Below are 26,253 nucleotides of genomic sequence, written 5' to 3' on the forward strand. Positions count from 1 at the left end.
TGCCCTCTGTGTAAACAGAGGGCATTTTTTATGGGCGCTACTTTTGCCTGAGAGTTAAGGCTAAAGAGGCCATGCGTGCTGTGTTAGCCTGCTGTGCCGGGGCACTTTTATCCCGGCGTACCGTGCTGAAGCAGGAGCCTTAAATGAGCCAGGATGCAATCAATTTCCGCGACAAGTTAAGTCTGTTGAGTGAGCAGTGGTCACCGCGCGTGGTGGCTGAGATGAACGACTATCAGTTCAAGCTGGTGAAGATTCAGGGCCAGTTCGTTTGGCATTCCCATGCCGATACCGATGAAGTGTTTATCGTCCTGAATGGCCAAATGAGCATTGAGATGCGCGATAAAACGGTGCTGCTGACGGCGGGTGAAATGTATGTGGTGGGCAAGGGCATTGAACATCGCCCTAGCGCCGCGCAGGAGTGCAGTGTGCTCTTGGTGGAGCCGCGTGGCGTGGTTAATACCGGCGATGCCGGTGGGGCGTACACGGCCGCGAACGATATTTGGATTTAACCCCAGACGCTCAGGCTGCGTTTAAGCATTGAAGACAGCCTGAGCGCTGGCTGAAGCGGGGGCGTGCCTGATTAATCAAGTGCGGCTCTTCTCCACACCCCGGATGAGTCGCCTGTAGCGCAGGCGGGCGCTTGTTACGTGGCTAAGGCTTATAAAATGTGAGTGATTACCTGACTGTTAGTCAGTTTTATCAGGGGATCGCCCTTGCTAGGTTGCAGTGACGCAAATAGCCGAGGTGATCTATGAAAACTCAAGCGATGCTGATGTCCTTAACCTTGTTGGCAGCCAGTGCTGCAGCCAGCGCAGCCGACTATATAAAACCCTCCGATGTGAAGCCCTATGGCGAAGCCCCAGCGATTCAAGAGAAGTTGGTCAGCTCTTCGGCCACAGAAAAAACCTACGCCTTGATCCTGCGCACTGGCGACGACGTCTACACCGCGCTGAATGATTTTGCTGTGCGCCACAAAGTGGTGGCCGGGCGTTTTACCGCCATCGGTGCGGTGAGGGATGTGAAGGTCGGTTGGCTGGATCGCAAGCGTAAGGAGTACAAGATCATCGCCGCCGACCAGCAGGTGGAGATCCTTGCCCTGACTGGGGATGTCGGCGTGGTGAATGGCACTCCAGCCGTGCATGCCCATGTGGTGCTTAGTCGTGATGACGGCAGCGTATGGGGCGGGCATTTGATGCATGCGGTGACCTCACCCACCGTTGAAGTGATCTTCACCACTTACAGCACGCCCTTGCCGAAGATGTTTGATGACGAATCCGGCATGACGCTATTTAACTTTCAGAACCGCTGAGCCGTTATCGGTTTAAGCAGCCCAGGTCGCTGTTTCATAAGCAGTAGGGCGTGGGCTGCTGTTGCGATGCGTTGGCATCGGACAGACGGGTGTGTTCAATAAACTTTTCAATCAAGGGCGAATGCTGCTGTTTGCGCCAGACGAAATAAATATCGCTGGCGGACAGTTCCTCCACCACTTGCGCCTGCACCTGCTGAATAGCCAGGCCGCTGGCCTTAAAGATGCTTTCCGGGATGCAGGCAAAGCCTAAGCCCGCGGCGACGCAGGCGAGGATGCTGGGGTAGGACTCAATCTCCAGGGTGATGCGCGGCTGGATACGCTGATCGATCCATTGATCGACCTGATGGCGGTAGTAACAACTCTTGCCGAACACATACAGCTCCAGCTCAGCCAGTTTGCTTGAGTCGGCGTGCACTCCTGGCGGGGTGATCAGCAGCAGCTGTTCATGGAAGGCCGGACTGCTCGCCAGCAGCGGATGTTCGATAGGGCCGTCGGTGACGATCAGGTCCAGCTCGCCCTCCATCAACAAACGCTCCAGCACAAACGAATGCTCAGGACGAATATGCAGCTCGACGCTCGGGTAGGCGCTTCGGTAGCTGACGATATGCTGTGGTAAGTGGCTGGCTAGGGCCACGTCCAGCGCCCCGATGCGCAAGACGCCTTGGGGCTGGCTGTCGTCGCGAAATAGCCCTTCAGTCTGCTGCGCCAAGCTCAGCAACTGTTTGGCGTGCTGGTAAAACAGGCGCCCTTGAGGGGTGATCAGCAGGCGGTTTTTCTCGCGGTTAAACAGCGTGGTGGCTAAGCCTTCCTCCAGCTCTTTAAGGCGTGTGGTGATGTTCGACGGCACGCAGTGCAGCTGTTCAGCCGCAGCGGCAACCGTACCCTGTTCGACCACGGCGCAGAAAAACTTGAGCTGGGAGAGTTTCATATAGGTTCACTTTTTGAGAGTCTTTAGCTAATAAACAATCACTTTTTATTAGCAAGTGGCAAGCCTAACCTTGGCTCCGTGTTCACCAAGGCCTGCAGAAATTCCTCCGCAGCCTTAGCTCGAAAGGAGAGGGTTATGACTTATCACGTATTGGTGCAGTTCGACGTCCCCAGCGACAAACGCGAAGAGTTCGCCAAAGCCGCGCTGTTCGATGCCAACGGTTCGCTGCAAAACGAGCCCGGCACTTTGCGCTTCGAGGTGATCCGCGACGAGCACAACCGCAATCGCTTCTACCTCGATGAAGTGTACGAAGACGCCGCCGCGTTTGAGCAGCACTGCCGCAACGAAACCATCGTCGAGTTCTACAAGATGATCGACAGCTTCGCCAACGGTCCGCTATTCCTGTTCAAAGGTAATCGCGTCGCCGGTTAAACCCCGATGGGCACCTGCGGGTGCCCGTCAAATGATTAAGGAGCATGAATATGCGCATCTTGCACAGCATGCTGCGGGTCACCGATTTACCCGCATCTATCCGTTTTTACACTGAAGTCCTGGGCATGCGTTTGCTGCGGCAAAAAGACTATCCCGAGGGACGCTTCACCCTAGCCTTTGTCGGTTATCAGGATGAGAAGTTGGAGGCGGCCTTGGAGCTGACCTTTAACTGGGAAACCCATTCCTATACCCAAGGCACCGGTTACGGCCATCTGGCCATTGAAGTGGCTGACGCCGCGCAAACCTGCGCCCATGCCCGCAGCCTAGGTCACCCGGTGATTCGTGAGGCTGGGGTGATGAAGCACGGGCATACCGTGATCGCCTTTTTGCAGGACCCGGATGGCTACAAAATTGAGTTGATCCAGAAGGGAACCCAGGCCGATTAAGCGACTCTGTCCTAAGGTAGCCATTGTTCGTGTGTCGGGGTGAGTGCAGCACTGCACCGCCTGCCCGCCGCTTCAGCCATCCGCATTAATACCCTAGCAGGGCGCTAAAGAGTCTTTAGCGGCTGCAGGGTATTTTTGTCGTTGCCGCAGATCCGACTAGTTGGCGTGCTAAGGACGGCACGCACCCCCGCGCACATCTTCTGCCTCACATACAGGACCTGAAGTTCGCCATGAGCACTGCCAAGGATGGAGCACCAAGCAGCGGGGACGCTGCCAGCCAGCGCACTGACTTACCCGGCACGCCACTGCCATTCATCATGCATTTTGTGCGGCTGTACCGTGGTTGGTACGGCGCCATTTTGCTGCTGCAAATTATCGGAGTGGCTTGCAGTGTCTGGGTGCCCTGGAGTTTGGGCGCCATCACTCGTTTGGTCAGTGAAGGGCTGAAGTCTGATTCGGCGCAGCAACTGCTGGTGCCGCTGAGCTGGTTTGCGGCGTTGATTGTGTGCGAAGTGCTGTTTAACCGTGGCGCCTCCGGTTGCCATATCCGCGTCTTGCCCAAGCAACGGCGCCGCGTGACGCAGGCGCTATACGCCTATTTGCAGCAACACTCGCAGCGTTTTATCAGCAACCAGTTTGCCGGCGCCTTAGCGCATAAGGTTACGGAGGTTTCTATCGGGGTCAGCCAGGCTCTGGCCATCCTGCTGTTTGATTTGCTGTCTGTGCTGCTGGTGTTGATTTTCTCGGTGATTTTACTGCTTAGCGTGTCTTTGCCGTTGGGGCTATTTACCTTGCTCTGGTCGCTGAGTTTTATCCTGCTCTGTTATTTCCTTGCCCGCCGCAGCCAGCCGCTGGCGCAGCAGTATTCGGCGGCGCGCAGCACCAGTAACGGCAAGGTGGTGGATGCGGTGAGCAACCTCGCCAGCATTCGCTTGTTCGCCCGCCAGCCATTTGAGCAGGCCTACCTGACTCGCTATTTGGATACTGAGTTCGCGGCGGCTAATCGTTCCTTCAAGTACATGGAGAGGGTGCGCTGGTTTCAGTCGCTGTGCGGCATCCTGTTCAAGCTCGGCATGCTGCTGATGGCCTTGTATCTGTGGCAAACCCAGGTGATCGATATTGCCGCCTTCGTCATGGCCACCAGCTTGTCGCTATTGATCATTGGTGATGTCGGCAACCTGTCGCGGCGCTTGCTGGAGTTTTTCGAGGCCGTTGGCAGCATCAGCAACGGCTTGAGTACTTTGATTCATCCCCATGAGGTGGTCGATCAGCCGCAAGCCAGCACTCTGAAAGTCCGTCACGGGCAGATCGAGTTTCGCCAGGTTGGCTTTAGTTACACGCCCGGCAAGCCGATTTTTCGCGACCTCAATATCATCATTCCGCCAGGGCAAAAAGTCGGTCTGGTGGGGGCGTCGGGCTCCGGCAAAACCAGCCTGCTCAACTTGCTGCTGCGCTTGTATGACGTGGAACAAGGCCAAGTGCTGCTCGATGGTGTGGACATCCGCACCGTCACCCAAGCCTCGCTGCACCAGCAGATTGGCTTGATCCCGCAGGAGCCTGGGCTGTTTCACCGCAGCATCCGCGAGAACATCCACTATGGCCGCCTGGATGCCTCGCAAGATGAACTGAGCATGGCAATTTACCGCGCGGGCGCCAGCAGCTTTATCGAGCAAATGCCCCAGGGCTATGAGTCGTTGGTGGGCGAGCGCGGGGTCAAGCTCTCCGGCGGCCAACGGCAACGTATCGCCATCGCCCGGGTGCTGCTGAAGAACGCGCCGATTCTGGTGATGGATGAAGCCACCTCCAGTCTGGATTCGCTGACCGAGCGTTATATTCAGGAAAAGCTCGATGAAATCATGGGCGACAAAACCGTGCTGGTGGTGGCGCACCGGCTGTCCACCGTGGCTCACCTGGATCGCATCCTCGTCTTTGATAACGGCAAGGTGATTGAGGATGGCAGCCACGCAGAATTACTGGCCAAGCGCGGCCAGTACTACCGTTTGTGGAGTCGCCAGGAGACCGCTGAGATGCTGAGCTAGGTGGCCGTTTGCCGGCTTGAGTGATGCCTGGGACTACTGTGGGGTGCCCTGTGGGCGAATAACTGGCATTCTTCGTCCCCCAGGTTTGGCTGTCCAATTTCGCGGCAGTCGGCCTCAGACTTTCCAGCAGCAAGGTAAGGCGTTTATGGCATCGGCGAACAAGCAACACAAACGGGCTCAGCGGGCCAAAACCAAGGCCAAGCAGAACCGCAGCCAACGCCAGGCGGCGCCTTTGGAGCTGGACCCGGATGATCAGCGCATTGATCTGGAATCGGTCGATCTCACTGATATGTTTATCGCCATGCGCGAGGCCGGCAAACAAAGCCAACAAGCACTGTGCGCGGCCTTCTTAAATTTCCCGCTGCTGGAAATCGTGCTTGAGCAAGAGGGCGAGGAGGGCGCGACCGACTTTATCCTCGCCGCCCTGATCGAGTATCACCAGTGGGCCGCTAACTCTGAGGATGAAGCTGCCGCTCTGGCCTGGATTGAGAGTGCGCAGTTCCAAGCCGATTATGTCGCCGCCTCGCAAGCGCTAAGCCCAAGCGCGCCATAAGCGCTATCCACCTGGAGTAACAATGCTCAAGCTGAACCAAGAGCAACAAGGACGTGTGGCCATGGTGGCCGCGATGTTGATTTCCGGCACCATTGGCTTGTTTGTGGTCAGCTCCGGACAAAGCCCGTTTAACGTGGTGTTTCTGCGCTGCGTGATTGGTGGCGCCGGCATGCTGCTGGTGTGCTGGCTTAAAGGCTACTTACGCGACTTAAGCTTCAGCCGCCGGCAACTGCTGTTTATTCTGCTCGGCGCCGTGTGCTTGGTATTCAACTGGGTATTTTTGTTTAGCGCCTATCGCCTGACGTCCATCGGCATCGCCACCATCATTTATCACCTGCAGCCGTTCTTCTTGCTGTTCAGCGGCGTGTTGTTTTTGGGCGACAAACTCAAACGCTCCAATGTGCTGTGGTTAGTGCTGGCCTTTGCCGGCTTGCTGCTGATTGTGCGGCCCAATCACAGTGGTTTCGACCAGCAGTTTTTATGGGGCTGTTTAAGCGCCATCGCGGCGGCGTTGCTGTATGCCGCGACCACGCTGTTGACCAAACAGATTGCCAACGAAGTGCGTCCCGAGGTGATTGTCAGCGGTCACTTGCTGGTGGGCGCCGGGCTGTTTGTGTTCCTCGCCGACTTCAGCAGTTTGCCGGCCACTGCTGGCAGTTGGACGGCCATGCTGATGCTCGGGCTGTTCCACACCACCTTGATGCTGATGCTGCTCTACACCGCGTTTAAAAAAGCCAGCACCGCCAGTTTGGCGATCTTCGGTTTTCTCTATCCCTTGGTGGCGCTGATCGTCGATTACTTCGCCTTTGGTCATGTCATTAATCTGTGGCAAGCGCTGGGCGGTGTGCTGATCGTGGCGGCGGGCTTGGCTTACAACGCCGGATTAAGCTTGAGCTTTTTGGATAAAAAAGCGCTTTAAGGCGGCGCGATCTAGTGCCGCGCTATAGGGCGAATGCTTATAGCGTTGCAGCGCTTGCAAAAACTAACCTAAAGGCCAATTGCACGCTGCCGCCCTGGTTGAGTGCTGGCTAATTGCTGTTAAAACGCCCTGATTCTAAGCAAAAATACTAAAAGTTCAGGTTCGTACAGATTATCGGTGGCCCATCGGCGCACTTTGGCTAAAATGTCACAAATTCGATCCCAGCCAGTTGTTCGTATGGGACGCGACCAGCCAAGTTGGTCATAGCGTGCAGAGACCTGCGCCGAGCGTGGGCCAAGGGCCCCCCGTAGCGTTACCTTTACCTTTTGATATGTGACCGATCCTGTGAAATTAATCATTGTCGCTATTTACCTGCTGTCCATAGCGTATGTGCACCTGCGTGGTCGCGTACGGCATAAGCTAAGCCGCCAGCTGAGTGACCATTCCAGCTTTCTGGCACCGATCAACTGCTTCCTCTACCTGTTCTCCAAGAAGCCCAATCGGCCATTTCTTGACCCCACTGAGTTTCCTGAGCTGCAACAGCTGCAGGATAACTGGCAGGAAATCCGCGCCGAAGGCCAAGCCTTGTTAGCCGCTGGCGCGATTAAAAAGTCCGACCAGTACAACGACGTCGGCTTTAACTCCTTCTTCAAAACCGGCTGGAAGCGCTTCTACCTGAAGTGGTATGGCGACAGCCACCCTTCGGCCATGAAGCTGTGCCCGCGCACCACTGAACTGGTGCAAAGCATCGGTTCGATCAAAGCGGCGATGTTTGCCGAGCTGCCGCCAGGCTCGAAACTGGTCCGTCACCGCGATCCTTACGCCGGCTCCTACCGCTATCACTTGGGCCTGGAAACACCGAACAGCCCAGACTGCTATATCGATGTGGACGGCGAGCGCTACCACTGGAAAGACGGCGAGGGTGTGGTGTTCGACGAGACCTATATCCACTACGCCGAAAACGCCACCGAGCAGAACCGCATCATCCTGTTCTGCGACGTCGAGCGCCCCATGCAATATGCCTGGGCCGGCGCTTTTAACCGCTGGTTTAGCCGCACCGTCATGGCCGCCGCTGGCGCCCCCAACGACGACGGCGACAAAACAGGCGGTATCAACCGCTTCTTCAGCAAGGTCTACAAAATCCGCCTGCGCGGCAAAGAGCTGAAAAAGCGTAACCGCAAACTCTATTACCTCGAGAAGTGGGGCATCTTTGCGGCGCTGTTGTTGCTGTTTATCTTGATTTGAGGGGGCTGTTCAGTCGGCTCGCTTAGTCTCAGTCGCTTAGGTGCTGATGAGGCCTAATACAAAAAGCCCCGATAGCTTGGCTGTCGGGGTTTTTTCTTGGGTATGCGATGTGGGCGGCTCGGGCCCACGCTTTAGGTCGCTTCAAAATAAGGGTGGTCGGCAAAACGGTGGATGGGAAGAGCGTCATCCACCCTACGGGTTATGTGCGGTCTTCGGGGGCGGAGTGGTTAACCGCGCCCACTTGCCTTGCCTGAGTATCTAGAGCTACTTCCCAGTCGTTGGCGTCAAGAAAGCCCAGCACATCCAGTTCAGCCGTCTCTGGGGTTTTGCTAAAGAACAATGATGTGCCATAGGCCGGTGTGTCGCTCTCATAGCCCAGCGCTTCTTCAAAGGCAGAAATACAGCTGCTATGGGTTACCAGAATCAGGTTTTTACCCGGCTGCTTATGGCGCAGCACGTCATGCAGCATGTTTTCCCGGCATTTCAATAACCAGTCGCCGTCTATCCCCACGTCGTTAAACACGATGCTTTCGGTCTGGGCCGTGCGTGTCAGTGGGCTGTTGTAGACGTTGCTGTTATCGAGGCCTAACTGGCTATAGCTGTCTGCCAGAACATCTCCGGTGGCGACCGACCTTGAGGTGACGCCGGTATTACCTTGCAAGCAGGGATGGTCTTCCTTGTCACAGCGCTCAAGATGCCTTAGCAGGACGATCACATTGCCATCTTCCCACTCGTTCAACAGCTTGGGTAAGTCGTTGCGGCTTTCCTCGGAGAGGTCTGTTATCTCAGCGGGGTCAAAAACCATTGCACCGGCGGCAATGCTGAGAGAAGCGGCAGCGGCGCCAATTAAGGTGCGTTTGCGCTGACTGGCGTTAAACGTGCGCAGCCATTGACGGGTGCGACCCAGCAATGGGGGCTTAAACATAATGTCTCCTAGTTATTCGGCGCAGGTAGGGGCCGATAGTGGGGGGTATGGCACCTTAGTATCGGGGAAAGTTGCACGACAGATGGCAGATATAGGTCTCTGGATATGTCAGGGCGGTTAATTCGCGGCGGTGCCTCTAGCTGATGTGCAGGCGCTGAGCAGACAGTCAAACCCGTGAGTAGGTGGACAACGCGAAGCTTGTCCAGCCCATATAAGAGCCCACGCGAATTAACATGAGGATTGGTTCATGCGCTTGGGGCAGTTCTGCAGGGGGGATGCAGAGCGGTGGATGAGAAAAGCGTCATCCACCCTACGGGGTGTGTTTTTGCGCACTAGGCAATTTGATATAGGCGGATACGAAAAAGCCCCGAGGCCAATGGCCGTCGGGGCTTTTTGCTGTGATTTGGAGCGGGTGATGGGAATCGAACCCACGGCTCTAGCTTGGGAAGCTAGGGTATTACCATTATACGACACCCGCAGCGGGTGCCTTTATACCGGAACTTGGGGCCGAAATGAAGTGTGGGATGCGCTTATCTGCTGCTCGGGGACGATTATTTTGTGTTGTGGGCGGCTAAAAACTTTCGCTGGCTCAAGGATTTAGCGTGATGGGCAAGGTTTGGACAGCGCGAGGGGCCGGGCGGCGACAGATCTGCATGGAGGGTGGGCGCCGCTGCGCAGAGGCTTGGTGAGGCATTGTTTGGGTGGCGGTTGAGTGGGATCGTCTCGGTTGGTTTCACCCTGGCAAGCTACGCCCGGCGCTTTAAAGCAATGGCGATCGCATCGCGATGCCCTTTCCGAGTGGTAAGCCATACACGCAGCTCTAAATGTTGGCGACTTCGGTCTGGGTAATGTGCGAAACCTCTGTGAACACCGGCACGACGAGCTCAGGCCAGAGCGGGCCACATTGCAGGGCAACGGGCTTAGGGCGCACTTGAGTTGGCGCGGGTAATGAGCATTGCCAGGTGTTTTTCAGCGCTATGTCGCCAAGCGCTGGCACTTTTTGCAGATAACCAATGTGCCCCGCGATTGCCAGGTCATGCGCGGCGGGCCAGTCAGTTGCAAAACACTGGTGTCTTAGCAGCTCGCGATTTCTTCGGCCGTTAAGGCCCGGTACTGACCCGGCGCCAAACTTGGATCGAGGTGGATGCCGCCCATGCTCAGGCGATGCAGGCCGATTACTTTGTTTTGGAAGTGACCGAACATGCGTTTGACTTGGTGGTAGCGGCCCTCATGCAGCGTTAGCAAAGCGCTGTGGCTGTCGAGGATGGCGAGTTCTGCGGGCAGGGTGGTGAGGTCTTCGTAGGCGAAGTACAGACCTTGGGCGAAGACTGCGGCGTAGTGCGGCTCAATCGGCTGTTCGGTATGCACGCGGTAGACCTTACCCAAGCGGCTGCGCGGCTCGGTGAGGCGGCGGGACCAGAGGCCGTCGTTGGTGATGATCAGCAGGCCGCTGGTGTTGAGGTCCAGGCGCCCGGCCAGGTGCAGTTCGGTTTTGTCTGGCTCATCCAGCAAATCGAGCACGGTACGATGCTCTTCATGCTGGGTGGCGCTGACCACGCCGACGGGCTTGTGCAGCATAAAGTAGCGTGCGGCTTTGCCGGCTTGGAGCAGTTGGTTGTCCAGTTCGATGCGGCTGAATTGGTTGACTTCAAACTGCGCAGCATTGACCACCTGGCCGTCTACCTTCACGCGGCCACTGGTCAAGGCCAGGCGTCCGGCTTGGCGATTAAGCGCGGGCAAGTTACTTAAAAATCGATCAAGACGCATGCTTAGTCGGGGCTGTCGGTAGCGGTTAAGGCTTGGGCGCAGGCTGGGCACAGGCAGCTTTGCTCAGCGGGGGCGCGGGGTAAATCGCTCAACACGGCTGGATCGATCATCAGGCTAAAACACCAGCAAGCACTGACCGGCGTGCTGCTGTCGGCTTGGGCGCATTGGTTGCGTTGGCCGCAGCGCGGGCAACGGGTGGCTGACTCAGGCATGGGCTGCTTACGCCGGCTCCGCGTACAGGCAATTACGCCCGCGTTGTTTCGCGCGGTACAGGGCGTGGTCGGCGCGGGTGATCAGTTGATCAATCGATTCGCCGGGTTGCAGTTGGGCCAAGCCAATGCTGGTGCTGATATGCAAGGTAACTCCCTGATAGGGGATGGCGCAGTGGTCGATCAGGCTGCGGATCTTCTCGCCGACTTCTTGGGCTTGCGCAGCGTCGGTGTTTTTCAGCAGCAGGATAAACTCTTCACCGCCCCAGCGGCACAGAATATCGCTCTGCCGCACATGGCTCAGCAGCTTGCTGGCCATGCAGCGCAGCACTTCATCGCCGGCCATGTGGCCATGGCTGTCGTTAAGGTTTTTGAACTTGTCCAAGTCCATCAGTAAGGCGCACAGCGGGCTGTGCTCGCGCTGGGATTCTTGCACAGCCTGCTGGGCCAGCATGTCGAAGCCGCGACGGTTGAGCAGGCCGGTCAGTTGGTCGGTGGTGGCCAACGCTTTGAGCCGGCGCTGATAACGCCCGAGCGCCATATTGACCAAGCTCAGAATGATCACGCTGACCACCAAGCAGATCAGCAGGTTGAGGTAGAGGGATTTGCGGATGCCGGCGACTTCGCGCTCATCTTCTTTATCGACAAACAGATACCAGTTCAGCTCCGGGATAAAGCGCACGTTGAGCAGGTGATCCTGGCCTTGGTACTCATAGCTGTAGGTGCCACTGGGTGCTTTCAGTTTGTCGGCGGTAAAACTCTCCAGCCCTGGCAGTTCGCTGAGCAGTTGGCCGCTGCGGCTAGCCATGGGGCCACCCTGGGCGCCCGTTAGTACCAGGCGGCCATTGCTGTCGGTGAAGAACACGCGGCGTTGGTAGCGCTGCTGATAGGTCTCGATCAGCTTGGCGATGGTATCCACCTGCAGGCCTACGCCGGTGGCGCCGATAAAGTTGCCTTGGTAGTCCAGCACTTTGTAGTTGATAAACACGGCAAGGCGGTCTTGGTTGGCCAGGTCGACGTCGATGTTGATGGCGTAGGGCTGATCCGAGCGCTTGAGGTCGTAATACCAAATATCGCGAAAGGCTTCAGGGCTGACTTGTTTAAGCACGCCCTTGGCTTGGTAATAGGTGCGGCTTTTATCGGCAACCAAAAAGCTGGTGAGGGTGCCGTAGCGGGTCTGCACTTCATGCAAGTAACGGGTGATCGACGGGCTTGGCGCCTCACCGGACAGCAGCCAATCGCGGATGTAGATGTCTTGGGCCATCATCGAGGCGATCAGCACCGGGCGCACCAAGTCCGTTTGGATTTCTGAGTAGATGGTGTCGGAGGTTAAAGGCAGCTCGGTATCGACGATGCCGCTGCGGATCGAGTCAAACGCCGAGTAGTAGCTGGCCAGGGAGGTGGCAAGAAAGCCCAAAGTCAGCAACAGCAATAACAGCAGGGTTAGGGGGCGGTGGCTGATATGGGCGGGCGCAGAGGGCATGCCTGACTCGCTTGTGGCTACCGCTAGACCGCATCAGTGCGCCTTGCGGGGCTGGGCGGGCGGTGCAGCTGTTAATAGCACGATTAAGGAGCTGTAAAGGGCGCAAAGTCTAACAAACTTGGCGGTGATGTCGCCGTGATGGCGCTAACAAGTTGACCACTTGGGGAGAATTCCACGTTCTGCTTGATCCAAGTCAACAGGAGCAGGGCCGGTGGTACAGGCAATGCAGGGAGAGGGCGGCCTTGAAACAATTTGTGCGCATTGGCCCGGCAGACGATTGCGCGAATTAATTTGTACGGTTGTCTTACTTTGTGGGCGCGTCCCAGGTGTCGATAGCAGTCTGCACCCAACCTGCGGTCTAAGGAGGCCGCCATGCACATCCAACTTCTGGCTTTAGTGTTGTTGCTGTTTTCTGTGACCGGCTGTGCTGCCTCGGGCGGTGTTTACAGTCCCCGCGGCTATGAGCGCAATTATTATCCCCCGGCAGGCTATTTGCCGCCGCGCTATCCGGCTTATGGCGTGGCGCCAGGCCATCCCGTGCCGGTGTATCAGGCGCCGCGGCAACCCCTGTATCGGCCTGCGCCACCCCCACCGCCGCCGCGGTATGTACCGCCTGGATATTACCGCCCGCGCCCCGGCCAGGGCTGGCAGGGTCCGGGGCATGGTTATGCACCGCCGCCGCGCAGGGAGCCACGGCGGGTTGATAGTCGTGATTACGGCGGCCAGCGCGGTTGGGACAGTCGGCGCTGGTAGCGTTGAACGGGGGAATAAAAAACCGCAGCTGGCTGCGGTTTTTTTTTGCGGCTAGTCGATAAACAACTGCTGCACCACGGAGAAGTCCTGCTTGCCCAAGCCTTGTTTGGTGAGCAAACGGTACAGGTGCAGGGCTAGGGCGCCCATGGGCGTACTGTTGCCACTGGCCAGGGCGGTTTCTTGGGCCAGGCTTAGATCCTTGCTCATCAGCTCGGCCATAAAACCGCCGGTGTAACCCCGTGAGGCCGGTGCCTGCGGCATCACCCCGGGCCAGGGATTGTATTTCTCCAAGGTCCAGTTGCCGCCGGAGCTCTGGCGCATGATTTCGGCCAGAACTGCCGGCTGCAAGCCGTTGGCCACGCCCATGGCCATGGCTTCGGCAGTGGCGATCATCTGCACGGCCAGCACTTGGTTGTTACAAACCTTGGCCACTTGTCCGGAACCTTCTGCTCCGGCGTGGAAGATATTGCTGCCCATCACGCTGAAGTAGGGGCGCGCGCGTTCGAGGCAGACTGGGTCACCACCGACCATAAAGGTCAGGGTGCCCGCCGCCGCGCCGGCCGTGCCACCGGAAACCGGCGCATCGAGCATTTCGATACCGCGCGCGCGCGCGGCTTGATGCACCCGGCGGGCTGAGTCCGGGGCGATGGTCGAGCATTCCAAAACCAGAGTGCCGGCGAGCAAGTTGGCCAGCAAGCCATTCTCACCCAGATACAGCCCTTCAACATGGCGGCTGGCGGGCAACATGCTGATCACCACTTCCGCGCCGTCAGCAGCCTCTAGGGCACTTTGCGCTGCGTAGGCACCCTCGGCGACCAAGGCTTGCAGGGCTTCTTCTTGCAGGTCATAGGCGCTGACTTTAAATGCCGCTTTGAGCAGGTTGCGGGCCATGGGCAGGCCCATGTTGCCGAGGCCGATAAAGGCGATATGACTCATTGTCGTGCTCCCTCTGGATGATACTGGCAGAGCGGCTTAGAGATCGGCCAGTGGATGGGGACCGTCCCACACGGGGCGAAAGTGCGCGTCGATCACCTCCGGGGCGATGTTTTTTACATCCGGCCAATGCCAGCGCGGGTTTTGGTCTTTATCGATCAGGCGCGCGCGCACGCCTTCAGGGAACTCCGGATGCCGGCAGCAATTGAGGCTCATGGCGTACTCCATGCGAAACACCTCGGCCAACGACAGATACTTGGCCCGGTTGATTTGCTCCCAGACTAAGTGCCCGGTCAGCGGGCAACCGGCGGCCAGGGTTTTGCCGGCGCGGGCCAGCAGCGGGTCGGCGTCGTCCTGTAACGCGCTAATGGCCTGCCAGCTTTGCAGCAGATCAGGCAGATCGAGCAGCCCATCGATGCGCGCGCGGCGTGGCAGCCACTGGGCTTCGGGGAGCTGGCCGAGGGCGGCGTGCTCCAGCGCCTTGAGCAGGCTGTGCAGTTGCTGTGGGCAATGCTCTTGCCAGTTGAGCTGACACAGGCCGTTGATGAGATCGTCCTGCTGGCTGTCGAGCAGCACACGGTCGGCGAGGTTGAGATCCAGCGCGTCGCGGGCGTTGATGGTGCCGGCGGTAAGCCCCAGGAACAGTCCCAACTTGCCCGGCAGACGCGACAAAAACCAGCTGCCGCCGACATCCGGGAACAGACCGATATTGATTTCCGGCATGCCCAGGCGGCTGCTCGGCGTGACGATGCGTAGCGAGGCGCCTTGCATCAGGCCCATGCCGCCGCCCAGCACATGGCCGTGGGCCCAGCAGATCAGCGGTTTGGGGAAGGTGTGCAGGAGGTAATCAAGGCGGTATTCGTCGGCAAAAAAACGCCGGGCCAACTCTGGCACGCTACCGGGTTCGGCTAAGCACTGCTCAACCAACTGCACCACATCACCGCCGGCACAAAAGGCTTTGGGGCCGTTACCGCGCAGCAGCACGCAGGCGATGCTTGGATCTTCGGCCCAGCGTTTGAGTTGGGCGGTGAGGGCGTCAACCATGGGCAGCGACAGGGCGTTTAAGCTCTTCTGCGCATCCAGAGTAGCGACACCAATCTGCCGGCCATGCTGGGCCGGCAATTGTTGAAACTGTACGTTCATCAGTGCGCTCCTGGGACTATTTGTTCAGCCACTGCGGCGGACGTTTTTCCAAGAAGGCGTTGACCCCTTCGCGGGTGTCGACGGCATCGAACAGATCGACAAAGCGCTCGCGCTCTTCGCTTAACCACGTGCTTGGGCTGCGCTCGCGGGCCCCCTGGATCAGCGGTTTGATGGCGCGTACCGCTACCGGGCTTTGCCCGGCGACTTTAGCCGCCAGCAGCAGAGCATGGTTGCGGGCCTCGCCTGTGGCCACTACTTGCTCGACCAAGCCAATGCGCAGCGCGGTGTCGGCGTCGACCCGCTCACCGCAGAGAATCATGCGCTTGGCCCAGCCTTCCCCGACCAGCCAGCTCAGGTGCTGGGTGCCGCCGGCGCAGGGCAGCAGGCCCACGCTGGCTTCGGGCAGGGCCATTTGCGCTTGTTGCTCGGCGATGCGGATATCACACACCAGCGCGCACTCCAGACCACCGCCCATGGCGTAGCCGTTGATCGCGGCAATCGACACGCCGCGGAAGTCGCGCAGCGCCTCGAAGGCTTCGCCGAAACGGCGGGCCATTTCGCGGGCGCGGGCTTTGTCGCCGTCGGCAAACAGCTTGAGGTCGGCGCCGGCGCTGAAGAACTTGCTGCCTTGGCCGGTGATGACCAGGGCATAGATGTCATCGTCACGGTTGAGGTGTTCCATCAACTGCTTAAGGCCGATCAGCGAGTCGCGGTCCCAGGTGTTGGCCGGTGGGTTGTTGATGGTGATCAGTGCGGTGTGGTCGTGTTTTTCCACGGTGAGTTTGTGGGTCAGGTCAAACACCCCGGTTTTGTAAGGTTCTACGGCGTTACTCATGATGACTCCTTTACTGATACGGCGCGGCAGCGTCGGCGCCACCGTGGCCTCGCGTTGTTACAGCAAGCGTTCGAGCATGCCGCCTTGCTCCAGCAGGCGGCGGGCAATGATCACCCGCATAATTTCGTTGGTGCCTTCCAATATCTGGTGCACGCGGCTGTCGCGCACCCAGCGCTCCAAGGGGTAGTCGTTGAGGTAACCATAACCACCATGCAGTTGCAGCGCGTCATTGCACAGATTGAAGCAATGGTCGGTGGCAAAGCGCTTGGCCATGGCGCAATAGAGGCTGGCTTCGCTGTGCTGATGGTCGAGATGATGCGCCGCCAAGCGCACCATCTGCCGGCTGGCAGTGAGGTCAGTGAGCATGTCGGCCAGTTTGAATTGCAGGGCTTGGAAGTGGCTTAAGGTTTTACCGAATTGTTTGCGCTCCTCGACATAGCGCAGCGATTGCTCCAGCGCGGCTTGCGCGGCGCCCAACGAGCAACTGGCGATATTGATCCGCCCGCCATCGAGGCCTTTCATGGCATAGACAAAACCCTGACCTTCCGGGCCGATACGTTGGCTGGCGTGGATGCGCACGCCTTCAAAGGTGATGGTCCGGGTGGGCTGGGCGCGCCAGCCCATCTTCAGCTCATTGCGGCCGTACTTCACGCCCTCGGCATTGGCTGGCACCACAAAGCAGGAGATGCCCTTGGCGCCTTCTTCGCCGGTGCGCGCCATCACGATCAGCACATCGGTGCTGCCGGCGCCGGAGATAAAACATTTGCTGCCGTCGATGATGTAGTGCTCGCCGTCGCGTTTAGCCCGCGTGCGCAGGTGCGCGGCGTCGGAGCCCGCGTCGGGCTCGGTGAGGCAGTAAGAGGCCAGCAGTTCGCCGCTGACCAAACGCGGCAGCCACTGTTCTTTAAGAGCGGCATCGGCAAAGGAGGCGAGCATCCACGAGGCCATATTGTGGATGGTGAAAAATGCCGTGGTGGCGATGCAGCCGGCCGAGAGTTGCTCGAAAATCAGCGACGCGCTTAAGCGCGACAATCCCAAACCGCCGTCTTCTTCGGGGATATACAGGGCCAGATAACCTTGCTCGGCGCCGCGCTTGATCACGTCCACCGGGAAGTGATGATCGCGGTCCCAATCCGCCGCGTGGGGCGTCAGTTCGCGGCTGGCAAAGGCGCGGGCGCTGTCGACCAGCAGGCGTTGTTCTTCACTGAGTTGAAAATCCATAAATCCCCATGGCGCTTGCGCGCGAATTATTATTTGAGGGTGATGGTGAGGTTGCTGGTGACCACGGCATCGTCATCAAACCAGCGACTGGTGACGGTTTTGGTCTCGGTAAAAAAGCGTACGCCTTGCTTGCCGTAGGCGTGCAGGTCGCCGTAAAACGAGCCCTTCCAACCGGTAAAAGAAAAGAATGGCAGAGGCACTGGCACTGGCACGTTGATGCCGACCTGGCCCACTTCCACGGCATGTTGATAATGCCGCGCCGCGCCGCCAGAGCGGGTAAAGATCGAGGTGCCGTTGCCGTAGGGGCTTGCGTTGACCAAGGCGATGGCATCTTCCAGGCTGTCGACTTCCACGCACAGCAGCACCGGGCCGAAGATTTCCTCGCGGTACAGCGCCATGCTGGGCGTCACTCCGCGGAACAGGGTGGGCCCGACCCAGTTGCCGTCTGGATAACCGTCCACCGTGCACTGCGAGCCATCCAGCAAGCATTCAGCCCCTTCGGCCTTACCTTGGGCAATCAGGCGCAGCACCCGCTGCTTAGCCTGACGGCTGATCAGCGGGCCGAAGGCGGCTTGGCCGTCGTTCCAGTAACCGGGTTTAAGCGCGGCCATTTGTGTTTGCAGCTCCGCGATCCAGTGTTTGGATTCGCCGACAAACACCGCCACGCTGATCGCCATGCAGCGTTGGCCGGCGGCGCCGCAGCTGGCGCCGACCAGGTTGCTGAGCACTTGCTGTGGATGCGCATCGGGCATCACCACCAAGTGGTTCTTCGCCCCGGCAAAGGCTTGCACCCGCTTCATATGGGCAGTGCCGGTGCGGTACACGTGCTGCCCCACCGGCACCGAGCCGACAAAGGAGATCGCCCGGGTGTCAGGGTGGGTCAGCAGGCTGTCGACCACCTCGCGGCCACCGTGCAGCACTTGCAGCACGCCCTTGGGCGCGCCGGCCTCGATAAACAGTTGCGCCAGACGGTTCGGCGTCAGCGGGTCCTGCTCGGAGGGTTTGAGGATAAAGCTGTTGCCGGCGGCGATGGCTAGCGGAAACATCCACAGCGGAATCATCGCCGGGAAGTTAAACGGGGTAATGCCCACGCACACGCCCAAAGGATGAATCCAGCTGGCGGTGTCGATATCGCGGGCGACGTTCTCCATGGTTTCGCCCATCATCAGGCTGGCGATATTGCCGGCTTGCTCCACCACTTCGATGCCGCGCCACACATCGCCCTTGGCGTCGGCCAGGGTCTTGCCGGTTTCTTGGGCAAGCAGCTCGGCCAGTTCGTCGTGGTGTTCTTTGAGCAGGTGTTGGTAGCGCAGCATCAGCCGCGCCCGGTCGGAGACAGGGACTTCGCGCCAGGTGAGAAATGCCGCCTTGGCACTGGCCACGGCAGCTTCGATTTCTTCCGCCGTGGCATTCGGCGCCAGGGCCAATACCTGTTGCGTGGCAGGGTCAGTGACTTCAATCAATGTGCGGCTATGGCTGTCGCGCCAGACACCGTCAATCAGTTGCGGGATTGCCTTGCTCACGCCGTCCTCCCAGTGAATCTCTAAGGATTCAATTGTTGTTTTGTCGGTTGTTATAGCCGCGCTACTGACCTTTGTGGATTGACGATCTTGGTTGCGAAATGGACTATCTTGGTATTGTCTTGCCCGTGGATGGCGCTATGCCGAGCTATGTCGATACCTCCAACTGGCCGCTGCCGGCTAACGGCGTGCGCTTTATTACGCCACCGCGTTTGCGTCGCCAATTGGCCCGCAGCTCTCTGGCGGCGGGCTGCTATCCGCTGGCGCTGGGGTTTTATCCGCAGGCGTTGGGGCATCAGATGCGGCGCGCGCTGCCGGACGATTATTTGCTGATTTACTGTCGTACCGGACAGGGTTGGGTGCAAACCCAAGATGGACGATTAGCAGTCGCGGGTGGCGATCTGCTGATGCTGCCCAAAGCTCAGGCCCATGCCTACGGCGCTGATCCGCATAAGCCCTGGAGCATCTACTGGGTGCACTTTGATGGGGGGCTGGCGGCAGAGTTTATCCAGCCGTTGGGCCGTGGCCCGCTGCTGCGCATTGGCGTGCAGCCGCGCTTGCTGGCCGAGTTTGATGCCTTGCTCAACCTGCGCAAGCAAGGCCTGAATCTGGCCCATTTTGTTCACGCCGCCCATCAGTTACAGGTGCTGCTGACTTCACTGGCGGTGCTGCCGGCGCGCACCACCTTGAAGTCCGGGCGGGTGCTTGATGTGGACGCGGTGCAAGCGGTGATGCGCGCCCATCTGCATGACAGCCTGAATCTCGATGAGCTGGCCGCGCAGTTTAAATTATCGCGTTTTCACTTCGCCAAAACCTACCGCGCCCTGACGGGCCAGGCGCCGATTCAGGACTTTATCCAACTGAAAATGGCCCATGCCTGCCGCTTGCTCGATGAGGGCAGCGCGAGCATTCGCCAGGTCGCTGAGCAGCTGGGCTACGAGGACATGTATTACTTTTCCCGGCTGTTTCGCAAAGTGGTGGGCATGGCGCCCAGCCACTACCGTGCCCTGCACCAAGGCTGATGGCTGCCCAAGCCCTTGGGTTGACTTGCGCCATGGCCGCGACTAGCGTGCGCCTTTGATTTTTAAGCAGGGTGTAGTGATGGGCGGCGCAGATAAGGTCAAACTCGAGGCAGGCTGGAAACAGGCGTTGCACGAGGAATTCGATAAAGCCTATATGCGTGAGCTGGGTGGTTTTCTGCGGGCGGAGAAGGCGGCCGGCAAGGTCATCTATCCGCCTGGGCCGCTGATCTTCAATGCCCTTAACTCGACGCCGCTGGCCCAGGTCAAGGTGGTGGTCATCGGTCAGGACCCGTATCACGGACCCAACCAAGCCCACGGTCTGTGTTTCTCGGTGCAGCCGGGGGTGAAGACGCCGCCGTCGCTGGTGAATATCTATAAAGAGTTGAAACGCGACCTGAATATCGACATCCCCAGCCACGGCTACCTGCAAAGCTGGGCCGAGCAGGGCGTGTTGCTGCTTAACACCTCACTGACGGTGGAGCAGGCCATGGCTGGCTCCCATGCCGGCAAAGGCTGGCAGCACTTCACCGACAAGGTGATTGAGGTGGTCAGCCGGGAGCAGCCGCGTCTGGTGTTTTTGCTGTGGGGCGCCCATGCCCAGAGCAAGGAAAAACTCATCGATACCAGCAAGCATCTGGTGCTTAAGTCGGTGCATCCATCGCCGCTGTCGGCCCACCGCGGCTTTATCGGCAACGGTCATTTCAGTCGCACCAATAAGTTTCTTGAACAGCACGGTTTAAGCTCGATCGACTGGCGTTTGCCGGCGCAGGTCGAGTGATCCGTCAGGCGTTGTCGGGCCAGCGCTTGAGCCAATAACGAAACACCGGCCGGGCCAGAAACATCAGCAGAAACAGGCGCAGCACCTGCAAGGCGGTAACCATGGCCACCGACAGGTGCAGTGCTTCGGCGGTCAGGCTCAGCTCGGTGATGCCGCCGGGCATCATCCCCAGCATCAGCGATTGCGCCGACACGCCGCTGCTCCAGCCCAGAGCTAAGCCGAGCAGCACCGCGCAGCCCATAGCCAGCAGGGCAAACAGCAGGACGCGCAGAAGAAAGCCGGGCGCTTTGCGGAAAAACGCGCGGTCAAAATGACAACCCAGCCCGCAGCCGATCAGCCACTGCCCGAGGTGGCCGACACTCGCCGGCAGGCCCTGGTGCAGATCAAAACTGACACTGGCTACAACACACAGGGTCAGCGGTCCGAGCATCCACGGATTGGGCTGGCGCAGCCGCCGCCAAAGCCGCGCCATCAAATATCCGCCCACCAGCAGGCCAATTAGCCAAGGCCAGTTGACCAGTACCGGCGCCCTTGGCGCCACAGTGGGCAGGCTTAAGGTGAACAGGGCGGGAATCAGCAACACCACCAGCAACATGCGCAGGCTATGGGCGGCTGCGACCTGGGCGGAGTTGGCGCCTAATGGCGCGGCTAAGGTCACCATATCGCTGGCGCCGCCGGGCATGCTGGCGAAGAACGCGGTGGCGCGATCCAGCCCGCTGCGGCGCAAAATCGCAATGCCGATCAGGCTTAAGGCGAGGGTGGCAAAGGCGCCGATAATCACCAAAACAAGATGGCTGTACACCTGGCTTAGCACCTCGCTGGTGAAGTGCAAGCCAATCCCGCTGGCGACTATTAACTGACCGCTCTGCCGCCCGCCGGGCATTTCTGTACTGAGAGCCCCGGCGCAGCGCAGCGCGATCACGCCAAGCATTGAGCCAATCATCCACGGCAGCGGCCAGCCAACCTGGCTGGCTAGATAGCCGCCGAGGACGCCGGCCAAGGGCGTGGCCCACCAGTTGCGCCAATGGTTAGTGCTGTGGGCCTGGCTCAGCATGGGCGCTGCTTCCTGCAGTAAACGGGCAATGACCAGCGGGGTTGAACTGGCTGCTTCGGCGGCATACACACTCCCTGTACGGCGCTGCGTCGTCCCTTACGCAGCTTGGTTTAATCGCGCCAGTGCTTATTGCACCAGATCAAACTCCTGCGCCAACTCCTGATACTGACGCACCTGTTTTTTCACATAGGCATCCAGTTCGGCGCCGGTCATGGCGAAAGGGTACATCTGCCGCTCAGTGCGCAACTGGGCATAGTCCTTGGATGCCAATAACTGATCGAAAGTTTTTTGCCACCAGGCGTAGGCCTCGGGGCTGACTTTGGGGCCCAGATAAAAGCCCCGAATCACCGGCCACACCACGTCATAGCCTTGCTCTTTGGCGGTGGGGATGGAGGCGACCCATTGTCCGGGTAAACGCTCTGCGGCCATTACCGCCAGCACTCGCATGTCGCCGGTGGCGATATGCGGCAGGGAGTCGGCAATATCCGTGCTGGCCACCTGAATACTGCCGCTGAGCAGGGCGGTGGCCAGCTCGCCGCCGCCTTCCATGGCCACGTACCGCAACTGCTTGGGATCGATGCCGGCAGCGCGGGCGAGTAGGGCGCTTTGCATCCAGTCCTGGCCGCCGATGGTCCCGGCCGAGCCAATCAGCACCGCGCTGGGATTGGCCCTAATCGCCGCGAGCAGCTCATTGAGGTTGCGATAGGGCGAGTCGCTGCGCACGGCGATGGCGCCATAACTGCTGCCAATGGCGGCCAGCCAGTGCACCGCGTCTTCATCGAAACGACCGAATTTACCCAAGGCCAAATTCAGCAATGAACCGCTGGAAAACGCGGTGATGGTTTCACCATCCGCCGGCCGCTGTGCCACCACCGAGTTGTAGGCCACCGCCCCGACCCCGCCGGGCATATAGCGAATATGCAGCGGCGCCTTGAGCAGTTGGGTCTGGGCTAAGGCGCTTTGCGCCAGTTTGCAGGTTAGATCGAATGAGCCGCCAGGGGCCGCAGGGGCAATGCACTGCGGGTTGTGCGGCTCAAAGGCCCAAACAGCAGAAGTCAGAGTCAGGCAGCTAGTGGCCAGACACAGACGAACAAGGGCTAGGGACATGGACGGACCTCAAACGCAGAACTTCACCAAATCGGCAGGCTATAGCCGACAATAATCCGATTTTCGTCGGCATTGCGGGCAAATTGCGAGCGGAAAGTTGCGTTGCGCAGGCGAATGTTGACGTTTTTCAGCGGGCCGCTTTGTACGACGTAACGGATTTCCGAGTTGCGCTCCCATTCACTGCCGCGTTTATCGCTGCCGGCAATGCGCGCATCTTCACCACTTAGGTAGCGGCTCATAAAGCTCAAACCGGGGATGCCCAGTGCGCTGAAGTCATAGTCGTAACGCGCCTGCCAGGAACGTTCGCCGGCGTTGGCGAAGTCGTTGATCTGCACGAAGTTGATCAAAAATGGATCGCTGCCGTCGAGGTAGGTAAAGCCGGTGTCGCCGCCCATGTCCTGATAGCCGAGGCCGAATTTATGTCCGCCCAAGCTGTAGCTGAACATGGCTTGCAGCGCTTGGTTATCCACCTCGCCGGCCTTGGCGCTGCCGCTGTCTTTGCTCAGGGATAAGCGCAGGTCGCTGGAAAACTTGCCCGGGCCTAGCTCATGGTTAGTGGTTAAACCGAAGTAGTGTTGACGGTAGATGTCCTGTACGTCGGCGTAGTAGTAACTGCCGTTGATGCCCTTAGTGAATTCGTACTCGGCGCCGGCGATGTTCATATGATCCGCGGTGATGCCACCGGCGTAGCGTTTGTTTTTGCTGTTGAGGGCTATTTTTTCCGCGTTGGTCGAGGCGCGGTCGACCGCCCGGTTAAAGCGTGCGCCGGTTAGCTTCAGACCACTCCATTCCGAGGAGGTGAGCATGCCGCCTTCGAGAATTTGTGGCAGCAAGTGACTGGTACTGGCCTTGATCACCGGCAGCTCGGGGATATGTGAGCCATAGCGCAACTCGGTGGCCGAGACTTTGAATTTAGCGGTCAGCCCCAAGCGCGCGAACTGATCCGGCGTGCCGCCGTCGTCCTGCACGGGCAGCAGGTCGGTGCCGGTGCGGCCGCCGCCAGAGTCGAGTTTGATGCCGAGCATGCCCATGGCATCCACACCCATGCCGACGGTGCCTTCGGTAAAGCCTGAGTGCATATCCAGCAGGAAGCCCTGACCCCATTCCTCGCGTTTGTTCTGGCCTTCGCCATCGCGGAAGTCACGGTTGAAGTAGATATTGGTGGTGCTCAAGGTGGCGTTGCTGTCCTCGATAAAATCGGCGTAGGCGACGCTGCTAAGACTGCTGATGGCCATGCCCAGCAATTGGACAGGCAAGTGAGTGCGAACTGAGGTCAGGCGCATCCTGTGGTTCTCCCTTTTATTCTTGTCGCGGCTGCGCACCACTGCACCAGCCGTTCTAATGTGGGTGGTAAAACCACCGGCCGCGATCCTAGGAAGGCAAGCTTTCACTAACCTTTCAAAGTTGATTGTTGTTTGTAGGGCGATAACTCGTGGTGATCGTTGGCCAATTCACATTAGGCGCCGCACCTGTAAACTCTCGCGCCACGGGGAGTTGCTGGAGTAGCAAGGCCAGCTTGATACAGGAGGTACAAGTGCGAATTTTGCTGGTGGAAGACCATCTGCAGTTGGCGGCCAGTGTCGCTCAGGCGTTAAAGGGCGCCGGCTGGACAGTGGACGTGTTGCATGACGGTATTGCCGCGGACTTAGCCCTGAGCAGTGAGGATTATGTGTTGGCCATCCTCGATGTGGGCTTACCGCGTTTGGACGGTTTTCAGGTGCTCGGCCGCCTGCGTGAACGCGGCAATAATTTGCCCGTGTTGATGCTGACTGCGCGTAGTGAGGTCAAGGATCGGGTATACGGACTCAACCTCGGCGCCGATGATTATCTGGCCAAACCCTTTGAGTTGTCCGAGCTGGAAGCGCGGGTTAAAGCCCTGCTGCGGCGTACCGTGCTTGGCGGTGAACGCCAGCAAAGCTGCGGTAACTTACGCTATGACCTGGAGACACGGCGCTTTAGCCTGGATGAGCAACTGCTGACGTTGACCTCCCGCGAGCATGCCGTGCTGGAGGTCATGATCGCCCGTCCGGGCCGGGTGCTGAGCAAGGAGCAACTGGCCGCCCAAGTGTTTGGCCTGGATGAAGAGGCGAGCAGCGACGCGATTGAAATCTACGTGCACCGCCTGCGCAAAAAACTCGAAGGCGGTGCGGTGCGCATCGTTACATTTCGCGGTTTAGGTTATTTGCTGGAGGCCGCGGGTGAGTGATGCCGGCAGTTTGCGCGGGCGCTTAATTCGGCGCTTGGCCCTGCTGTTGGCTGTGGTGTTTTTGATCAGCAGCCTGAGTGCTTATTGGGGCTCGCATCAGGCGGTGGACCGCGCTTACGACCGCACCTTGTTGGCCTCGGCGCGGGCGGTGGTCGCCGGCCTGTACACCGAAGACGGTCAACTGCGCGCTAACGTGCCCTATATCGCCCTCGACAGCTTTGCCTACGACAGCGCCGGGCGCATCTATTACCAAGTGTTGGACAGCAGTGGGCGGATGGTCTCCGGCTATGAACATCTCCCGGCCGCGCCGAAGGGGACGCTGCGTACCGAGGACTACCCGGCGTTGGCGCGTTTTTATGACGGCCAATACCGCAATCAGGGGGTGCGCGTGGTCAGCTTGCTGCAACCGATTACCCCCCCTGGGCAGAGCGGCATGGCCGAGATCCGCGTGGCGGAAACCCAAGGCGCGCGTGAGCGCATGGTGCGTGAACTGCTGCTGGGCACCTTCCTGCGTATGGGCGCTTTGGCCCTTAGCGCATTGCTCTTGGTGTGGTTGGCGGTCAGCGTGGCGCTGCGCCCGCTGGATCAGTTGCGGCGCAGTGTGGCGCAGCGCAGCAGCGATCAACTGCAGCCGTTACCCGTCGAGGGCATGCCGCGCGAGTTGCTGCCCTTGGTCAATACCCTGAATCAGTTCAACGGGCGCCTGCGTAATCTGTTTGAGCGCCAGTCGCAGTTTATTGCCGACGCCTCCCATGAGCTGCGCACCCCCTTGGCGGCGCTGAAGGCGCGGGTCGAGTTGGGCCTGCGCGACGAGCAGCCCGAGGTATGGCGCAGCACCTTGCAGGCCACCGGGCAAAACACCGACAAGCTGACGCACTTGGCCAACCAGTTACTGTCGCTGGCGCGGGTTGAAAGCGGCGCCCAGGCCATTCTTGAAGGCGGTGCTCAGCGCTTGGATTTAAGCCAGTTGGCGCGGGAGTTGGGCATGGCCATGGCGCCGCTGGCCCATGGCCGCGGCATTGCGTTGGCGTTGGAGGCGCAACAGCCGGTGTGGGTGATGGGCGAACCGACCCTGCTCAATGAACTGCTCAGCAATTTGTTGGATAACGCCTTGGCCCATACCCAAGCCGGCGGCAATGTGATTTTGCGCGTGCTGCCGGCGGCGGTGTTGGAGGTCGAGGATGACGGCCCGGGCATCCCGACGGAGGAGCATCAGCGGGTGTTTACGCGCTTTTACCGGCGCACCAACAAAGGCATGGGGGCAGGGCTGGGCTTGGCCATTGTCGGCGAAATCTGCCGTGCCCATCAGGCGCGCATCAGCCTGCATCAAGCGCAGCCGCAAGGCTTGCTGGTACGCGTCGGATTTAATCTGGCGCAGTAGCACTGCTGGCTGCCGCGAGCAGTCACGGCAGCCGGCGATGGCGGG

The 26,253-nt window shown here is 59.3% G+C and carries 25 protein-coding genes and 1 tRNA gene; 12 read left to right on the top strand and 14 right to left on the bottom strand.

Going from position 1 to position 26,253, the window contains the following annotated elements:
* Positions 1-143: 143 nt before the first annotated feature.
* Together NTD81_RS01975 and NTD81_RS01980 are read left to right on the top strand one after the other, a co-directional pair.
* Complete coding sequence (locus tag NTD81_RS01975; RefSeq protein WP_262178860.1) at positions 144-509, top strand: cupin domain-containing protein; 366 nt, start codon at positions 144-146, stop codon at positions 507-509.
* A gap of 242 nt (positions 510-751) precedes the next feature.
* The gene (locus tag NTD81_RS01980) at positions 752-1,309 is read left to right on the top strand and encodes a PPC domain-containing DNA-binding protein (protein WP_262178862.1); all 558 of its coding nucleotides are present in this window, start codon (positions 752-754) and stop codon (positions 1,307-1,309) included.
* 34 nt (positions 1,310-1,343) lie between these two features.
* Here the strand turns inward: NTD81_RS01980 and NTD81_RS01985 are convergent, their stop codons facing one another.
* Positions 1,344-2,237 carry a LysR family transcriptional regulator gene (locus NTD81_RS01985; protein ID WP_262178864.1) on the bottom strand — a complete coding sequence of 298 codons (894 nt, stop codon included), beginning with the start codon at positions 2,235-2,237 and terminating at the stop codon, positions 1,344-1,346.
* A 135-nt stretch (positions 2,238-2,372) separates the two neighbouring features.
* Here NTD81_RS01985 and NTD81_RS01990 point away from each other — a divergent pair, with 135 nt between their 5' ends.
* The 6 genes from NTD81_RS01990 to lpxO all read left to right on the top strand — a co-directional run bounded on the left by NTD81_RS01990 (position 2,373) and on the right by lpxO (position 7,871).
* Entirely contained in the window at positions 2,373-2,669 is a 297-nt protein-coding gene (locus NTD81_RS01990; protein ID WP_262178866.1) for a putative quinol monooxygenase, read from the top strand.
* Positions 2,670-2,719: 50 nt separating this feature from the next.
* Entirely contained in the window at positions 2,720-3,115 is a 396-nt protein-coding gene (gene gloA / locus NTD81_RS01995; protein ID WP_262179803.1) for a lactoylglutathione lyase, read from the top strand.
* A gap of 230 nt (positions 3,116-3,345) precedes the next feature.
* On the top strand, positions 3,346-5,154 hold the full coding sequence (locus tag NTD81_RS02000; RefSeq protein ID WP_262178868.1) for an ABC transporter ATP-binding protein: 1,809 nt from the start codon (positions 3,346-3,348) through the stop codon (positions 5,152-5,154).
* A 145-nt stretch (positions 5,155-5,299) separates the two neighbouring features.
* The gene (locus NTD81_RS02005; RefSeq protein WP_262178870.1) at positions 5,300-5,707 is read left to right on the top strand and encodes a hypothetical protein; all 408 of its coding nucleotides are present in this window, start codon (positions 5,300-5,302) and stop codon (positions 5,705-5,707) included.
* 22 nt (positions 5,708-5,729) lie between these two features.
* Positions 5,730-6,626, top strand: a complete 897-nt coding sequence (locus NTD81_RS02010) for a DMT family transporter (protein ID WP_262178872.1) — start codon at positions 5,730-5,732, stop codon at positions 6,624-6,626.
* A 345-nt stretch (positions 6,627-6,971) separates the two neighbouring features.
* On the top strand, positions 6,972-7,871 hold the full coding sequence (gene lpxO, locus NTD81_RS02015; protein WP_262178874.1) for a lipid A hydroxylase LpxO: 900 nt from the start codon (positions 6,972-6,974) through the stop codon (positions 7,869-7,871).
* A 199-nt stretch (positions 7,872-8,070) separates the two neighbouring features.
* On the opposite strand, the gene NTD81_RS02020 is transcribed toward lpxO, so the two are convergent.
* The 10 genes from NTD81_RS02020 to NTD81_RS02065 all read right to left on the bottom strand — a co-directional run bounded on the left by NTD81_RS02020 (position 8,071) and on the right by NTD81_RS02065 (position 18,663).
* Positions 8,071-8,796 (bottom strand): histidine phosphatase family protein, encoded by a 726-nt coding sequence (locus tag NTD81_RS02020; RefSeq protein ID WP_262178876.1) that lies wholly within the window; start codon positions 8,794-8,796, stop codon positions 8,071-8,073.
* Between the two features lie 404 nt (positions 8,797-9,200).
* Positions 9,201-9,274: transfer RNA gene (locus tag NTD81_RS02025), tRNA-Gly, on the bottom strand.
* Between the two features lie 596 nt (positions 9,275-9,870).
* Positions 9,871-10,563, bottom strand: a complete 693-nt coding sequence (locus tag NTD81_RS02030) for a pseudouridine synthase (RefSeq protein ID WP_262178878.1) — start codon at positions 10,561-10,563, stop codon at positions 9,871-9,873.
* Positions 10,564-10,565: 2 nt separating this feature from the next.
* Positions 10,566-10,775: a cysteine-rich CWC family protein gene (locus NTD81_RS02035; RefSeq protein WP_262178880.1), complete on the bottom strand. Its 210-nt coding sequence runs from the start codon at positions 10,773-10,775 to the stop codon at positions 10,566-10,568.
* A 7-nt stretch (positions 10,776-10,782) separates the two neighbouring features.
* Positions 10,783-12,255 carry a sensor domain-containing diguanylate cyclase gene (locus NTD81_RS02040; RefSeq protein WP_262178882.1) on the bottom strand — a complete coding sequence of 491 codons (1,473 nt, stop codon included), beginning with the start codon at positions 12,253-12,255 and terminating at the stop codon, positions 10,783-10,785.
* 804 nt (positions 12,256-13,059) lie between these two features.
* Positions 13,060-13,944, bottom strand: coding sequence for a 3-hydroxyisobutyrate dehydrogenase (gene mmsB / locus NTD81_RS02045; RefSeq protein ID WP_262178884.1), 885 nt, complete (start codon positions 13,942-13,944; stop codon positions 13,060-13,062).
* A 36-nt stretch (positions 13,945-13,980) separates the two neighbouring features.
* Positions 13,981-15,084, bottom strand: coding sequence for an enoyl-CoA hydratase/isomerase family protein (locus tag NTD81_RS02050; RefSeq protein ID WP_262178886.1), 1,104 nt, complete (start codon positions 15,082-15,084; stop codon positions 13,981-13,983).
* A 16-nt stretch (positions 15,085-15,100) separates the two neighbouring features.
* On the bottom strand, positions 15,101-15,919 hold the full coding sequence (locus NTD81_RS02055; protein WP_262178889.1) for an enoyl-CoA hydratase: 819 nt from the start codon (positions 15,917-15,919) through the stop codon (positions 15,101-15,103).
* Positions 15,920-15,976: 57 nt separating this feature from the next.
* Positions 15,977-17,140, bottom strand: a complete 1,164-nt coding sequence (locus NTD81_RS02060) for an isobutyryl-CoA dehydrogenase (RefSeq protein ID WP_262178891.1) — start codon at positions 17,138-17,140, stop codon at positions 15,977-15,979.
* A gap of 29 nt (positions 17,141-17,169) precedes the next feature.
* Positions 17,170-18,663: a CoA-acylating methylmalonate-semialdehyde dehydrogenase gene (locus NTD81_RS02065; protein WP_262178892.1), complete on the bottom strand. Its 1,494-nt coding sequence runs from the start codon at positions 18,661-18,663 to the stop codon at positions 17,170-17,172.
* 137 nt (positions 18,664-18,800) lie between these two features.
* Between NTD81_RS02065 and NTD81_RS02070 the strand changes: the two genes are divergently transcribed.
* Both NTD81_RS02070 and ung read left to right on the top strand, forming a co-directional pair.
* Entirely contained in the window at positions 18,801-19,682 is an 882-nt protein-coding gene (locus NTD81_RS02070; protein ID WP_262179804.1) for an AraC family transcriptional regulator, read from the top strand.
* A 79-nt stretch (positions 19,683-19,761) separates the two neighbouring features.
* Positions 19,762-20,460: a uracil-DNA glycosylase gene (gene ung / locus NTD81_RS02075; RefSeq protein ID WP_262178894.1), complete on the top strand. Its 699-nt coding sequence runs from the start codon at positions 19,762-19,764 to the stop codon at positions 20,458-20,460.
* 4 nt (positions 20,461-20,464) lie between these two features.
* Here ung and NTD81_RS02080 read toward each other — a convergent pair whose 3' ends face one another.
* The 3 genes from NTD81_RS02080 to NTD81_RS02090 form a co-directional block, all read right to left on the bottom strand.
* Positions 20,465-21,514 carry an AbrB family transcriptional regulator gene (locus NTD81_RS02080; protein WP_262178896.1) on the bottom strand — a complete coding sequence of 350 codons (1,050 nt, stop codon included), beginning with the start codon at positions 21,512-21,514 and terminating at the stop codon, positions 20,465-20,467.
* A gap of 126 nt (positions 21,515-21,640) precedes the next feature.
* A complete protein-coding gene (locus tag NTD81_RS02085; protein WP_262178898.1) occupies positions 21,641-22,621 on the bottom strand; it encodes a tripartite tricarboxylate transporter substrate binding protein in 981 nt (326 codons plus the stop codon).
* Between the two features lie 23 nt (positions 22,622-22,644).
* Positions 22,645-23,904 carry an OprD family porin gene (locus NTD81_RS02090; protein WP_262178900.1) on the bottom strand — a complete coding sequence of 420 codons (1,260 nt, stop codon included), beginning with the start codon at positions 23,902-23,904 and terminating at the stop codon, positions 22,645-22,647.
* 251 nt (positions 23,905-24,155) lie between these two features.
* Here NTD81_RS02090 and NTD81_RS02095 point away from each other — a divergent pair, with 251 nt between their 5' ends.
* Positions 24,156-24,827: a response regulator gene (locus tag NTD81_RS02095; protein ID WP_262178901.1), complete on the top strand. Its 672-nt coding sequence runs from the start codon at positions 24,156-24,158 to the stop codon at positions 24,825-24,827.
* Positions 24,820-26,208 carry a sensor histidine kinase gene (locus tag NTD81_RS02100; protein WP_262178902.1) on the top strand — a complete coding sequence of 463 codons (1,389 nt, stop codon included), beginning with the start codon at positions 24,820-24,822 and terminating at the stop codon, positions 26,206-26,208. Before NTD81_RS02095 ends, NTD81_RS02100 begins: the two co-directional genes overlap by 8 nt.
* Positions 26,209-26,253: the final 45 nt, after the last annotated feature.

Origin of the sequence: Pseudomonas sp. 5P_3.1_Bac2 (assembly GCF_025465995.1) — a bacterium.
GTDB lineage: Bacteria > Pseudomonadota > Gammaproteobacteria > Pseudomonadales > Pseudomonadaceae > Aquipseudomonas.

What these genes read in the sequence shown, in the direction of transcription:
- NTD81_RS01975 (WP_262178860.1), top strand. Translation starts at nt 144, where the DNA reads ATGAGCCAGGATGCAATCAATTTCCGCGACAAGTTAAGTCTGTTGAGT.
- NTD81_RS01980 (WP_262178862.1), top strand. Translation starts at nt 752, where the DNA reads ATGAAAACTCAAGCGATGCTGATGTCCTTAACCTTGTTGGCAGCCAGT.
- NTD81_RS01985 (WP_262178864.1), bottom strand. Translation starts at nt 2,237, where the DNA reads ATGAAACTCTCCCAGCTCAAGTTTTTCTGCGCCGTGGTCGAACAGGGT.
- NTD81_RS01990 (WP_262178866.1), top strand. Translation starts at nt 2,373, where the DNA reads ATGACTTATCACGTATTGGTGCAGTTCGACGTCCCCAGCGACAAACGC.
- gloA (WP_262179803.1), top strand. Translation starts at nt 2,720, where the DNA reads ATGCGCATCTTGCACAGCATGCTGCGGGTCACCGATTTACCCGCATCT.
- NTD81_RS02000 (WP_262178868.1), top strand. Translation starts at nt 3,346, where the DNA reads ATGAGCACTGCCAAGGATGGAGCACCAAGCAGCGGGGACGCTGCCAGC.
- NTD81_RS02005 (WP_262178870.1), top strand. Translation starts at nt 5,300, where the DNA reads ATGGCATCGGCGAACAAGCAACACAAACGGGCTCAGCGGGCCAAAACC.
- NTD81_RS02010 (WP_262178872.1), top strand. Translation starts at nt 5,730, where the DNA reads ATGCTCAAGCTGAACCAAGAGCAACAAGGACGTGTGGCCATGGTGGCC.
- NTD81_RS02020 (WP_262178876.1), bottom strand. Translation starts at nt 8,796, where the DNA reads ATGTTTAAGCCCCCATTGCTGGGTCGCACCCGTCAATGGCTGCGCACG.
- NTD81_RS02030 (WP_262178878.1), bottom strand. Translation starts at nt 10,563, where the DNA reads ATGCGTCTTGATCGATTTTTAAGTAACTTGCCCGCGCTTAATCGCCAA.
- NTD81_RS02035 (WP_262178880.1), bottom strand. Translation starts at nt 10,775, where the DNA reads ATGCCTGAGTCAGCCACCCGTTGCCCGCGCTGCGGCCAACGCAACCAA.
- NTD81_RS02040 (WP_262178882.1), bottom strand. Translation starts at nt 12,255, where the DNA reads ATGCCCTCTGCGCCCGCCCATATCAGCCACCGCCCCCTAACCCTGCTG.
- mmsB (WP_262178884.1), bottom strand. Translation starts at nt 13,944, where the DNA reads ATGAGTCATATCGCCTTTATCGGCCTCGGCAACATGGGCCTGCCCATG.
- NTD81_RS02050 (WP_262178886.1), bottom strand. Translation starts at nt 15,084, where the DNA reads ATGAACGTACAGTTTCAACAATTGCCGGCCCAGCATGGCCGGCAGATT.
- NTD81_RS02055 (WP_262178889.1), bottom strand. Translation starts at nt 15,919, where the DNA reads ATGAGTAACGCCGTAGAACCTTACAAAACCGGGGTGTTTGACCTGACC.
- NTD81_RS02060 (WP_262178891.1), bottom strand. Translation starts at nt 17,140, where the DNA reads ATGGATTTTCAACTCAGTGAAGAACAACGCCTGCTGGTCGACAGCGCC.
- NTD81_RS02070 (WP_262179804.1), top strand. Translation starts at nt 18,801, where the DNA reads ATGCCGAGCTATGTCGATACCTCCAACTGGCCGCTGCCGGCTAACGGC.
- ung (WP_262178894.1), top strand. Translation starts at nt 19,762, where the DNA reads ATGGGCGGCGCAGATAAGGTCAAACTCGAGGCAGGCTGGAAACAGGCG.
- NTD81_RS02080 (WP_262178896.1), bottom strand. Translation starts at nt 21,514, where the DNA reads ATGCTGAGCCAGGCCCACAGCACTAACCATTGGCGCAACTGGTGGGCC.
- NTD81_RS02085 (WP_262178898.1), bottom strand. Translation starts at nt 22,621, where the DNA reads ATGTCCCTAGCCCTTGTTCGTCTGTGTCTGGCCACTAGCTGCCTGACT.
- NTD81_RS02090 (WP_262178900.1), bottom strand. Translation starts at nt 23,904, where the DNA reads ATGCGCCTGACCTCAGTTCGCACTCACTTGCCTGTCCAATTGCTGGGC.